Genomic DNA, 13,711 nt, shown 5'->3' on the forward strand with positions numbered 1-13,711 from the left:
AGAAAGGGAATGTATCTGATTGATACATTCCCTTTCTATGTTTTGCCTAATTTTATTTGTTTGACTCATGCTTATCATCTATATGGCTCTTAAATCCAACATAGGATTTATTACCGCTCAGATTAAGTACGAATAATACAATCACCAGTGATAAAATCGATACTGATAATAATAAAGTTTGGACAGCATCGCCATGTAAAACCATTAACTGTCTTAAAATAGCCGTAATACAAATCAGGATCAAATATCTAATTGGAATATGATGTCCTTCTTGAATATAGCGAATCACCATCATGATAAACTCAAATAACATGAAAAATGCCACAACTTCCTGCATCACGATCGATAAGTTTTTGGGTGTCATCGGTTTTGTGATAAATGTACTGATATCAAATAATTGACGTATCATAAAAATCAAAATAAGTAGGGCAAGTGCGCCTAAAACAACGTCCAAAACCCAATTGACATATTTTTTCATTATCCCAAATCTCTGCTCTTCTTTCATTTTCGTCCTCCTTTTGTTTTTAGCGCTAGCTTTAAGCTAGATAAAAAAATTTAGTTCCGCCAATCTTCTTTAAGACGAATACTATTCTTCCCTTATAAGAATAATATAACATTTTTTTTATATGATGTAAAAATCTAAATCTGAAAGAAAAGCAGACACGACAATGACTTGGAATCATTTTTTGTGAAAACAAAACAAACTATTGGGAGTATTTCACTTAAAAATCAATACAATCATAGGTAGTTTACTCTGTTATAAAGCTAGGAGTACGATTCAATACAACTATAAACTATATCAGTCTTTTTATCTAAAGAAAACAACTTTGATATATTGATTTTGACATCGGCATACTATAGAATAAATTTATACATCTTTTTTCCCTCCACAAATATAAGGGGTTACAAAAAAAGAAGTACTAGTCACTTATATTTTATCAAAAATTTATGCAAGGAGGAATAACATGAATACATTTCTAGATAAACTTCAAGCAAAATTAGGTCCGATCGCTTACAAACTTGATTCTAATCGTTATCTTTCAGCCATTAAAAATGGGTTCTTTGTCGCTATGCCTTTATTGATCATTGGTTCTATGTTTTTACTCGTTACACAATTACCGATAGAGCCGTATACTAATTTTATGGAATCTGTTTTAGGCAAAGATTGGATGGGACTATTTTTACAAGTCAACAATATGACGATGAATGCAATGACTTTATTTGTTATCTTAGGCATTGCTAGTGAGATGGCTAAGTATTATTCTGTAGACCGAGGCTCTACTCAAGCAATTTCTCTAGTTGCTTTTCTAGTGCTAACACCGATTACTGTGACTGATAATGGTTCATTTTTACCTTTAGGAAACTTTGGTGCATCAGGTCTATTTGTCGGTATGATCACTGCTATTCTAGCTGCTGAAATTTTTCGTTGGGTTATTCAAAAAGGTTGGACGATCAAAATGCCTGATTCAGTTCCTTCTAATGTTGCAAAATCTTTTTCAGCATTGATTCCGGGATTTTTCGTAGTGATCGTTTTTAATTTGATTCGGATTGGTTTTACCTTCACTTCATATGAAACTGCTCAAAATTTTATTTTCGAGGTCCTGCAAACACCGCTTCTGGCTCTAGGAAGCTCACTGCCTGCGACATTGATCATATTATTATTTGAAGCATTATTATGGTCGTTTGGTATCCACGGTTCAAATATCGTTGGCGCTGTGATGCAGCCGATTTGGATTGCTCTGACCGTAGAAAATGCGCAAGCTTTTGCAGCTGGAGAAAAACTACCGAATATTGTCAACTATCAATTTTATAGTAATTTTGTTAAACTTGGCGGCTCTAGTGCGACAATTGGTTTGGCAATTGCTTGTTTATTTTTTGCAAAATCCTCTCAGTTTAAAACGCTAGGAAAACTTTCCTTTGCTCCTGCAATTTTCAATATTAATGAACCCTTAGTTTTTGGCATTCCGATTGTTTTAAATCCCATGATGTTGATTCCTTTTATCATTGCACCACTTTTGATGTGTATCGTAGCTTATCTAGCCATGGCAACCGGGATCGTTCCTTTAGCTAATGGGGTTAACTTACCGTGGACCATGCCTCCGATCATTGCTGGATTGATGGTTAGTGGTTGGCGAGGTGCTTTGTTACAAGTTGTGCAAATTTTATTAAGTATTGGATTGTATTATCCATTTTTTAAGATGGAAGATGCAAAAGCATATAAGATTGAAATGGAAGGTGAAGCAGCATATGACGGGGAACTAGAAGTAGAGATTACTGAGAAAGCTTAACTGGAACTCAGAGAATACATTCTTTGACAGCCTAGTTGTGAATATGAAAGTGAGTGGGACATAACTCTTCGAGTCATGTCCCACTCACTTAGAATCCGGATAAACGGTGGGAGCAGAAGCAATCTTATCGGAAATAAACACTTCTGTCCCATCCTCTTTTATTGCCCTTATTAACTAGATCATTCCAAGAGCTATTATAATCGCAGGCAATATATTATTTAAAAAGTGAATAGACATACTGATCTCTAAACGTTGAGTTTTATAATAAGCCAGAGAAAGAATCAAGCCCATCGATCCATAAATCAAAAAACTGATCAGGTTAGTGGGACCATGAATCAAACCAAATAAAATTGAACTAATTGCGATACCGATCATCGGAAATTTTTCTAGCCAAAAACCAATGATTCCACCTCTAAATACAATTTCTTCCATGATTGGTGCTGAGATCCCAATCAATAATACGATCAATAGAGGATTCTCTCCTGTAAACATTGTTTGAATAGCTGCATCATTTGCAGTAGTTTCTGATCCTTGAGTATTTAATAAAAGCGTTCCGCCAATAGCAATCACTCTTGCTAAAATAAATCCTCCTACAATGATCCCAACATTTTTCTTAGTAAAAAAATTCCATTTTAAGCTTAAGAACCCAAGTTTTTTCCCTAAAAATATCAAAAGCCAGATATTTCCGATTACTATCAGTATCAGCAAAATAGATACAAACAAAGATAAATTTGCTTCGCCGATTCTTTGAGAAATTCCTTTTGCTACCCCAAATGCGGTCATACTAATTTGACTTAATAGAAACAATCCAACCAAAATAAAAAAATTTTTAACATACGTCATCCCATTACTCTCCTTTTTTTAGATATACTTTTGAGTATACCTTTCATAATAACAAACTATGATTGAGTAGTAAAACGGATACACGTAAAATGAATGTGCGCCTAGAAAACTCCGTTTACATTAAGCGCACTGTATTCATCGGGTAGTTTATTGTTTTTATTTTAATTAAATCCATAGATCCTCTGACAGGTTTTATAGATACGCAAAACAAAATAGCGAATACCAAATCCTTTTCGTGACAGCAAAGCGCCTAAAAATCTTTTTCTTAACTGTTCATATAAAGTAGGATCAATCGTTTCGATATAGTGCCACAACATTTCTTTTTTCCAAAGATTCTCTTCAGTATTACTCTTCAATGCCAATACTGAAGACACAGTCGTGACAATCTCTAGAAATTGAAAAAGATATTGCCTACACGATTCATCTTCGATCTGGTTAGAGCTATACAGCTCAATCATTTTTTTATTCACTAAAAGTTGCTGATCGATTTGTTTGATCATTTTATTTTCATTGACCGATTGATCTTCTCTACCAATAAAATAGCGGTAAAAATCTACATCTAAATAATAGATTTTTCTAACATACTGCATTGGTTCAAAAACAAATAAATTATCCACATAAAAAGTGTGTCTAGGTAAACGAAGATTGATTCGTTTTAATAAGTCGGTGTTGAATATGATGGAGTGCATTAATAAATAGTTTCCTTGTCGGAAGTTTGTATCACTCCAGCCAACTATTTTATTTTCTGGAATGACCCGTTTGTACAACACTCTTTTTTTACGAAAAGCGCCAACTTTTTCATAAACATAGTTTGTCACCAACATATCGATTTTTCGATCATTCGTTAGTTGCTTTAATTGATGGATAACACGACTATAAGCCGTGCTATCCACCCAATCATCACTATCTACCACTTTAAAATAATGACCTGTAGCAGCTTGTAACCCTGTTGTCACTGCAGCTCCATGTCCTCCATTGTCTTGATGGATAACTTTTACTGTATCGGGATAATGCTGGTTATAGCGGTTGGCAATTTCTCCTGTCTTATCCGTTGAACCATCATTTACAATAATAATTTCTACATTGGCAGCTTCCTTCAATAAAGAGTCAACTGCTCGGTGAAGATAATCTTCTGAATTATAAGCTGGAACAATTACACTTAGTATTTTCATTTTCAATCCTTCTTCATTATCACAAATTTCATCATTGGGTAATTGATCACCACTTGGATGATGATATTCACAAAGTTAGCAATCGTTGGTGCAACATTCCCTGTTACAGGTTTTATCAACCCGATCACATGCGGTGGCAACCAAACAGAAATAATTCCAGCTACAACTACCGTCAAAATATACCACGGCAAAGCCTTTCCTATTTTATTTGTTGAGCCAAAAACAATTTTTCTTTGTACAATAAAATTCACGATCTGCGCGCAAACATACGCAATTAAAAAACTGATAAAACCAACTACTCCCCCTTCAGAAGTTGGGTACTTAAAAATAAACCACTGGAAAGCTGAATTTTTAATAAACATCGGCAGTAAACCTGAACTTATCCATAATACTGCGAAATTCGTAATAGTCGCAACATTACTCATCACATTAAATAAGAGGAACTCATACATTTCAGGATGTTTTTTCTTCCAATTTTTGAATGCTTGAACTACTCTATTTTCTTTTTTCACCTTCTAAATTCCTTTCAAGCTTGGTTAAATCTTTTATTTTCTTCACTTTTTCATTTAGAAAATAGCCTTTCAGCAATCTATTCGTTCCTTTAAATAAATGACCATTTACAATCAGCAGAATCGCTTTTACCATCGATTGACTAATATTGCCCCCAGTCATTTTAGCCATTGCACGAAACGGCATATTGTAATTGAATAAGATATTTAAATTCGGTTCACCCTTTTCTATGCTCTTGTCTTTCATTCTAGTTAAAATCTTATAGATCCCTCTTGCGAGCATGCTTTTTGCGTAAAACATTTGGCTAAGCGTGTCATTCATGCCTAATTCTTTTTCCCGATCCCACATACTTCCTGTAATTTCATGTTGGTAAAGAACTTCAAAATCAGCTTTAGATAAACGATTCACTTCACCACTAAAATACGGCGCTAATTTTTCTTTGTCGTAAATCGTTTTTAACGTCACACCTTCTCGCTCAATAGTCGTTTCAAATGGTAAATCCTGACTACTCGTCCCAACAGAAATCGCATACTCTCCGGCTTCAATTTCCCACTGATTCGACTCTGGGTTAAAGAATCTAAATGTGTATATATCAAACGGAATAGTGACTGTGGCTTTTTCACCCTGTCTCAAAAATACTTTTTTAAATCCTTTTAGCTCTTTGGTCGGTCGAAAAATCGCTGAATCCTTTTTCCCTATATAAAGCTGCAACACCTCGGCTCCGTCCAGTTTCCCATTATTTTCTACTGAACATGAAATACCTTGCTCTGTTACGACAAAATCTGTACAAGAAAAGTTCGTGTAGCTTAGCCCAAATCCAAAGGGAAATAGCACTTCTTTTTTCACCTTATCATAGTAACGATAGCCAACAAAAATAGATTCTCTATACTCAGCATCGTATTCTTTTCCTGGATAATAATATGCTGCTGGCGTATCTGAATAACTGAGTGGATAAGACTCATTAAGTTTACCTGATGGATTTACTTTGCCAGTTAAGACATCTAACGCTCCGTGTGCACCCGCCTGTCCTCCTAAATAACAATGAATCACTGCATCGACTTTTTCTAGCCAAGGCATTTCAATAGCAGAACCGCCAGACAAGATAACAACGATCTTTTTATTCAGCTTAGCTAATTCGTGCAGTAAAACTTCTTGATTTTTTGGAAGCTTCATATGTTCTCGATCCAGTCCTTCTACTTCACTAATCTCAGTCAATCCCATAAAGAGTAAAATCATATCTGATTTTTCCGCTACAATTTTAGCCTCGTTCACTAATCCATTATCCAACTTATTTTTCCGATCATAGCCTTGGGCAAAACCAACGATTTCAAGGTCGTAGTCAGAAACAGCTTCCAATATCGTATCAACTTCTGTCGGATTTACTAGTGATGAACCTGCGCCTTGATATCTTGAATCTTTGGCAAAGTCACCAATAATCGCAAGTTTCTCCAACGCTTTTAATGGCAATGTTTCTTGATTATTTTTAAGTAGCACAACACTTTGCGCTGCAGCTGTTCGAGCAAATGCATTGCGTTCTTTGGCTGTTGTTTTAACTTGTTGCGTTTGTTTTTGATCATGGATAGCTAGAGTAACGGTTAACAGTTCATCTATTCGCTCATCAAGAATACTTTCACTAAGAACGCCAGATTCGACTGCTTCAACAATTTCTAAAGCACCCGCATTTCCTGTTCCAGGCATTTCCAAGTGGCTACCATTTTTTACACCGTCCACATGATCATTACTGCCGCCCCAATCAGATACGACAAAACCATCAAATCCCCATTCGTCTTTTAAAATTTCTCGAAGTAAATAGTGATGTTCATTAGCATAAATGCCGTTGATTCGATTATAGGCTGTCATGATACTTTTTGGTTTTGCTTCTTTTACAGCTATTTCAAACCCAGTCAAATAAATTTCTCTTAAAGCCCTTTCATCTACAACTGAATTATTTGCCATTCGTCGTAATTCTTGGCTATTCGCCGCAAAATGTTTAGGACAAGCAGCCACACCATTTTCTTGGATTCCTTTAATATACGCAGCCGCCATTTTACCTGATAAATAAGGATCTTCACTAAAATATTCAAAGTTACGACCACACAAAGGACTGCGTTTTGTATTCAATCCTGGCCCTAAAATAACATCGATTCCTTGTTCTAATGCTTCATCTCCAAGAAATCTGCCGATCGTTTCAGCTAACTCTAGATCCCAACTGTTGGCAATCGTTGCCGCAGTTGGATAACAAGTTGAGGGAATGCTAGCATTCAACCCCAGATGATCGCCAGAACCACTTTGTTTCCTTAATCCAGTTGGTCCATCTGAAAGAAAAAGTGCTGGGATATCCAAATCAGGAAGCTCTACGCTCTTCCAAATAGATGCCCCGGACATCATTCTAGCTTTTTCAGTTAATGTCATTTTTTCAATTCGTTCACGATTTTCCATAAATACTCCTTTCAAAATAGGTATTCATCTTTTACCCTCATTCTAACAATGGATCATAAAAGACAGCATAGATTCCTCACAGATTGTGTTGATTCATACGTAATTTGTACGCCCATTTTTTATCAACGAATGCTTTTATTGGGTAATAAAATCTTTAGAATGAACCAATTCTCTTTTGTAGAAATCGTCATTGTACCATCGTAGACAGCAACGGTTTGTGAGATACTTTTTAGACCGTAGCCATGTCTCATTTTGTCTTTTTTCGTGGTTTCTGGTAAACCATCTTCGATATCTATTTGATTGACAGAATAGTTATTCAACTTAATGATCACAAATCCATTTTTTTCATCTACTCGTAAATGAATCAAACGCTGTTCCTTATTCGGCAATTCCTGAACCGACTCGATCGCATTATCTAGCGCATTACCGAATAAACTACAAATGTCCATGACGTTCATAAACGACAACAACTGCCCATCAACAAAGCATGACAACTTGATTCCATGTTCTAAACAAAATTGATTTTTCCTTGTCAAAATAGTGTCTAATACTGGATGTCCAGTCTCCACTGGCGACTCAAAGTCGATAATTTCTTTTTCCATTTCTTCTAAATAGTGCTCTCGTCTAACTGGATCGTCTTCTGCTCGAATCACGTCTATTTGATGTTTCAAATCATGACACATTCGATTCACAATATCACTGTTTTCTTTATAGGCAACATATTGTTGATACTGTGTTTGGAATACGTTGTTGATCGATAATAATTCTTTCTTCAAATAATCCTCTTTTCGCTGCGTTTCTTGAAGATATAATAAACAAATACCAGAAAGATTGACAAACGAACGGACAGAAAAAATACCTACTGCATTTCCAAAAAAAACACGTGTATCAGATAACCAATAGCCGCTATTACTTAAAATAAAGATAATCAGCGCTGTCAAAATCGCCATTAATGTTTCTTTATTCCGAAGCTGTATCGGGACCTCTTGTTGGTTCGTTCGAAATTCTACAATCAAGAATATGAAAAAAATAATGACTAACCCTATGATCATATAAGGAAATGAGCTATCTTTCTCTACATCTTGCCCTAGTGAAAATTGATAGAATAACTGCCAGCAAATCGCCGCTGAGAATTCTGCAAGTATAAATGCCTTGGAGCATAAAAAGATTGTTGCTTTAAAACTTTGTCTTGTGAAGTATTTTAGAGTAATATACATCCACAAAACATTGACAATCATTCCAGGAATCCACAAGATGATTGGCAGCATACCTGCTCCTAATTGAAAAAAAATCTGAATAACTAATGTGCCAACTAACGTAAACGCGTTAAGTAAAGTCCATCTTCCTCTTAAAAAAGGTAGAATAATAATTAAGCAGGCAAGCCATTCTGATAAAGCAGTATAAATTCTGGGAATACCGGGAATATTCTCGATCATAATAAATCATCTCCAATATAATCAGTTAATGCTTCCATAAATATTTTTTTCCTAGGTCGACTGATCGTTAATAAATGTCCTCCGACATCAACGATATTCTTATCCACACTCCTGACATATTTTAAATTAACAATATAACCATTGTTACATCGAAAAAAACCTTTGTCTGATAGGCGCTTTTCCATATTTTTCATGGTATCCAGGATAGTAAAAATATCTGCTTTTAAATTTAAATAGAGATAGTGTCCTTGACTTTCTACAAATAAAATTTGATCCACATCGATACGCTTCATTTCATTGTTGGTTTTTACTGAGATAAATACTTCTTTCTTTTTCTCAAACTGATACATAACTTTTTTAAAATGTTCTTCAAAACTAAAATAAGTCAGTGGTTTCAATAAAAAATCTGATGCATTCACTGAATATCCGCGAATGGCGTATTGAACATAATTCGTCACAAAAACTATCATGACATTTTCATCATGCTTCCTCAGTTTTTCGGCTGCCGACATGCCGTCCATCATTGCCATTTCAATATCTAAATAAACAATATCAAAAAGCTTATTATAATTATCGATCAGTTCAATTCCATCAGTGTATTCATCGATGTTGACCAACAGATTCTTTTCTTCACTATATCGGAGAATAAATTCTTTTAGTCTTTTTCGTTCTTGTTGATTGTCTTCACAAATAGCTATTTTCATCTTTTCCCCCAAGCATTTATTTAAAATTTTACCTGTTACTACGAAAGTTCTCTTTTCACTAATAATAAGGCCTGTTCGATTGTGTCATCCATATCAAGATAGCGGTACATGCCTAATCTTCCACCAAAAATAATAGTTGGTTCTGCTTCTGCTAAATTTTTATACTTTTTATATAGTAGCGAATTCGAAGGATTGTTCACTGGATAATAGGGTTCCAAGCCTTTTTTAAACGCAATCGGATACTCTTTTGTAATCACTGTTTTTTTCTGTTTCCCAAAGTCAAAGTGTTTATGTTCAATCACTCTAGTAAAGGGAATTTCTTTATCAATATAGTTCACAACAGCATTTCCTTGCACATTTTCTTGGTCTATTACTTCGTGCTTAAAAGTCAATGAACGATAATCCAAATTGCCAAAACAATAATCATAATATTCGTCGATCATTCCAGTGTAAATAATCTTATCTGAGTCCGCCTTCCATTTTGCTTTATTCACTAAAAAATCTTCATTTAGATGAACAGTTATATTCGGATGATCGAGCATTCGTTCAATTATCGCAGTATAGCCTTCTTTAGGAATTCCTTGATATTTATCGTTAAAATAGTTATTGTCATATACAAAACGGACAGGTAATCTGTTTATGATAAATGGCGGTAGGTTCGTACAACTTTCTCCCCATTGCTTTTCCGTATACTCTTTAATCAACGTTAAATATACGTCACGGCCAACAAGAGAAATTGCTTGTTCTTCCAAATTACTCGGCTTTTTCCCTTGTAACACCTGTTGCTGCTCACGGATTTTTTGCTGTGCCTCTTCTGGCGTTGTCGTTCCCCAAATTTGAGAAAAGGTATTCATATTGAAGGGTAAATTATAGATTTTCCCCCTACTACTAGCAATCGGTGCATTAATGAAGTGATTAAATGTTGCAAACTGGTTGATGTATGTCCAAATGTTTTCTTTTGAGGTATGGAAAATGTGTGCCCCATATTGATGAACTTGTATCCCTTCTATCTCTTTTGTATAAATATTCCCAGCTACGTGATTTCTTTTTTCTAAGACTGTCACGTTATGTCCTTTGATTGCTGCTTCGCGGGCAAAAACAGAACCAAATAGTCCTGAGCCTACAACTAAGTAATGTGCCAATCTAATCCGCCTTTCATGCATATAGTTTTAAATAATAGAGGATATAATCTTTTATATCAAGCGCATCCTTCTATTAAAAAGCGACTTTTATACCATTGCGTGTTTTTTTACTAAATAGAAACCGAGAAATCCTTTTAAAGTGATTTCTCAGTTTCTATTAAAAGAACTTATTATTTATGGTTTTTTCCTCTTAAAAAAATTAAATTTTCTTGCTGGCTTTTTTCTATGCGTTGTTTTTGTAAAACAAAAAATCAAGAAAGTGAATACCGTGATATTGATTGTTACGAGTAAGTATATCCAGTTCGGAACATTGGTTTCAGCTACTTCATATGCATGGCTATTGACCACTGTATAAAGAATGTTATGACTAGCTTTCCGCATATTTTGTTGTCCCCAATCTGTTCCTGTCGTCACTTTGTTTAGTTTCGTCGGTAACAAGTAAAGGACTAAATCATTTCCTGCACTCAACCCTTGATCCACATTCATATATTGCGGTTTGTAAAAATCAGAAATCACTGTTCCCTTAAAGCCCCATTCGTCTCTCAAAACGTTTTGTAACAGAGCATCACTTTCACCAACCCATTTAGGTCCAATTCGGTTATAAGAAGACATAATACCTGTGATTCCTGAATCTTTCACGGCAATTTCAAATGGTTTTAAGAATACTTCTCTCATTGCCTGTTCTGTCGACCAAGTCGCAGCACCTGTTGGGTATTCATATCTTCGTGTTTCTTGATCGTACATTGCAAAATGTTTCATAAAGACATAACTTCCTTGATCCATCGCTCCTTTAGACAAACTAGAGCCGATTTTTCCAGATAATAATGCATCTTCTGAATAATACTCAAAATTTCGTCCGCCAAACGGAGAACGATGGATATTTACGCCAGGTAAATATAAACCGGTAATATTTGAAGCTTTTGCTTCCTTGCCAAGACTTTCACCCATTTCTTCTACTAATTTTGTATTCCATGTAGAAGCTACAACTACTTCACTAGTATATTGATTACCATGCGCTTGACTAACTAAATGATTGATTCCTGCTGGTCCATCAGCGTCGATTGTAGCTGGTTTTTTCACCGAATTAATAGCCGGTGTTTGGAAACCGCCATACGTGATTAGGTTCTCCATATCTTTTACAGATAATTGTTCTAGTAACTGATCCCATTTTGGATCATCATAATCAACACCCTTTAGATCGTATAGTTCTAATCCATATTTTTTAAATTTAATAGGATCTGCTTTTTCTTCTTTCACACTTTGATCTTTTAACGCTTTTAAAAGTTCTTTAGAAGCAACTTTTGGTTTTGCCATTTCTTTGGGTAGTGTGCCTTCCCAATCCCAACGAGATACATATTGGACGTCTCCTTTGGCATTTTCAAATTGATTCGTTGCTGAACGTTGGTCGCTTTCACGTTTATTTTCTTTATTAAAGACAAGATCTTTTGGTACTTCATAATTTTTTGAGTCAATGACATCATGCGCATTGTTCATTAAATTAATGTTGTATGTTCCTTTTTCAAGAACATAAGCTTTGTGCTGTGTTTCATCATAACTAGCCATATCTTCTACATCAAAAGAAAGGTTGACTTCTTCTGACTCATTTGGAGCTAGCTCCTTCGTTTTCGCAAACCCAGATAATACAACATGAGATTTTTCAAGTCCACCAATCGTGTAAGGCGGCGTGTAGTACAATTGTACTACATCTTTTCCTGAATGTTTCCCAGTATTGGTCACCTTGACCGTCATGTTGATTTCCTTACCATCTACTTTAAAATCTGAGATTTCCTGTTTAAAGTCAGTATAGGATAAACCATAGCCAAATGGATATTGGACTGCTTTTTCATAAGCTGCTTCGTCCATTTTTCCAGTCTCATTGTTGATGTAACGTGTTTCATAATAACGATAACCTACATAGATAGATTCAGCATAGTCTACATATTTATAATGCCAAGTATTTTTTTCGTAATCAAATTCTGAATTAGAATAAGGAAATTCTCCAATGTTATTGAAAGAAGGGGCACTTGTTTCATCATACGCATATGTGTCGACTAATCGACCAGATGGATTGATCTCTCCAGATAGAATTTCTCCTACTGCATTAAACCCAGTTGAACCAGGACCGCCGATCCAAAGGGCAGCGTCAACTTTTTCATCTTCTAAAAAGCCAAGTTCCATCGGGAATGATGAGTTTAGAATCACGACAACTTTATCAAAATTTTCTTTTGCTAAATCAAGGGTAGCTGATTCATTATCTGAAAGTTCTAGATAATGTTTCCCTTTTGTTCCACCGGTGTAATCTTTCATTTCATTTGTAATATCAGCACCTTCACCGCTATTTCTAGAAAAAACGACTAAGGCTGTATCACTAAATTCTTTTGCTGATTTCATTAGCGATTCACTATATTCACTCACTTTTGGCTCATGAATATTGAAATCACCACCGACTAATTTATGAATGTTGATTTTTTCTCTAGGAACATATCGCTCATCGTAGAATTTTGTTAGTTGATCGTTTACTTTGAAGCCGGCATTTTCTAGTCCTTTTTGTAAATCGATATTGTTATCTTCTTTACCGCCGCCAGAACCAGTTCCGCCATAAACAACATTTCTAGATGCGTAGCCAAATATGTTGACATTTTTTCCTTGTAAGGGTAATACTTCGTTTTTGTTTTCTAAAAGAACAGAACCTTCTCCTGCCACTTTTTCAGTTAAAGCCATGGCTTGTTCTTTCGTTTTCTTTACTTCAGATTGATCGATTTGTGAAGCAGAAAAATAAGTATTGATGATCATTGCATATTGATTTACTGCCCCATTAAAGATAATTAGTACAGCCAATAATAAGCAGGATAAGACATATAAAATCTTCCTTGTTTTGCGAATCTTGATAATTCTATAAATAGAATAGACAACCAAAGAAATACTTAGTACGAAAATGATTTTAGTAATCCAGCCAACCAAAAATTGTACATTAATACCAAATGATGGGTTATTTCCACTCGCTTTGCCATGGTTAAATAAATAAAGATAAATAAGTACGACAATCGCAAGCCAGCCTCCCAGTATTGCCCATTTCTTTTTAGTCATTTTTAGCTTTTTCACATGTTTTCCTCCTTGTTCTTTAGAGAATACCGATCGTATCGTCAATTGTTTCTCTAATTACAACAAGATTATATC

The 13,711-nt window shown here is 35.1% G+C and carries 10 protein-coding genes; 1 reads left to right on the top strand and 9 read right to left on the bottom strand.

The features are described 5' to 3' along the window. Nucleotides 1-52: 52 nt before the first annotated feature. A complete protein-coding gene (gene psiE, locus AC4BB7_RS14100; RefSeq protein WP_490483449.1) occupies nucleotides 53-505 on the bottom strand; it encodes a phosphate-starvation-inducible protein PsiE in 453 nt (150 codons plus the stop codon). 460 nt (nucleotides 506-965) lie between these two features. Between psiE and celB the strand changes: the two genes are divergently transcribed. Next, complete coding sequence (gene celB / locus AC4BB7_RS14105) at nucleotides 966-2,288, top strand: PTS cellobiose transporter subunit IIC (RefSeq protein ID WP_490483450.1); 1,323 nt, start codon at nucleotides 966-968, stop codon at nucleotides 2,286-2,288. Between the two features lie 174 nt (nucleotides 2,289-2,462). Here celB and AC4BB7_RS14110 read toward each other — a convergent pair whose 3' ends face one another. The 8 genes from AC4BB7_RS14110 to AC4BB7_RS14145 form a co-directional block, all read right to left on the bottom strand. After that, the gene (locus tag AC4BB7_RS14110; protein ID WP_490483451.1) at nucleotides 2,463-3,131 is read right to left on the bottom strand and encodes a CPBP family intramembrane glutamic endopeptidase; all 669 of its coding nucleotides are present in this window, start codon (nucleotides 3,129-3,131) and stop codon (nucleotides 2,463-2,465) included. Nucleotides 3,132-3,292: 161 nt separating this feature from the next. Beyond that, nucleotides 3,293-4,303, bottom strand: a complete 1,011-nt coding sequence (locus AC4BB7_RS14115; RefSeq protein ID WP_490483452.1) for a glycosyltransferase family 2 protein — start codon at nucleotides 4,301-4,303, stop codon at nucleotides 3,293-3,295. A 2-nt stretch (nucleotides 4,304-4,305) separates the two neighbouring features. Next, complete coding sequence (locus AC4BB7_RS14120) at nucleotides 4,306-4,755, bottom strand: GtrA family protein (RefSeq protein WP_170923008.1); 450 nt, start codon at nucleotides 4,753-4,755, stop codon at nucleotides 4,306-4,308. Between the two features lie 43 nt (nucleotides 4,756-4,798). Continuing rightward, nucleotides 4,799-7,252, bottom strand: coding sequence for a glycoside hydrolase family 3 C-terminal domain-containing protein (locus AC4BB7_RS14125; RefSeq protein WP_490483453.1), 2,454 nt, complete (start codon nucleotides 7,250-7,252; stop codon nucleotides 4,799-4,801). Between the two features lie 122 nt (nucleotides 7,253-7,374). Continuing rightward, nucleotides 7,375-8,688 (bottom strand): ATP-binding protein, encoded by a 1,314-nt coding sequence (locus AC4BB7_RS14130; protein ID WP_490483454.1) that lies wholly within the window; start codon nucleotides 8,686-8,688, stop codon nucleotides 7,375-7,377. Continuing rightward, nucleotides 8,685-9,392 (bottom strand): LytR/AlgR family response regulator transcription factor, encoded by a 708-nt coding sequence (locus tag AC4BB7_RS14135; protein WP_086314110.1) that lies wholly within the window; start codon nucleotides 9,390-9,392, stop codon nucleotides 8,685-8,687. The genes AC4BB7_RS14130 and AC4BB7_RS14135 overlap by 4 nt, the downstream gene beginning before the upstream one ends. A gap of 38 nt (nucleotides 9,393-9,430) precedes the next feature. Next, nucleotides 9,431-10,534 carry a UDP-galactopyranose mutase gene (gene glf / locus AC4BB7_RS14140; RefSeq protein ID WP_490483455.1) on the bottom strand — a complete coding sequence of 368 codons (1,104 nt, stop codon included), beginning with the start codon at nucleotides 10,532-10,534 and terminating at the stop codon, nucleotides 9,431-9,433. A 174-nt stretch (nucleotides 10,535-10,708) separates the two neighbouring features. Continuing rightward, entirely contained in the window at nucleotides 10,709-13,636 is a 2,928-nt protein-coding gene (locus AC4BB7_RS14145) for a glycoside hydrolase family 3 C-terminal domain-containing protein (RefSeq protein ID WP_490483456.1), read from the bottom strand. Nucleotides 13,637-13,711: the final 75 nt, after the last annotated feature.

This window comes from Enterococcus sp. AAFC-DPL-5182, assembly GCF_058216605.1.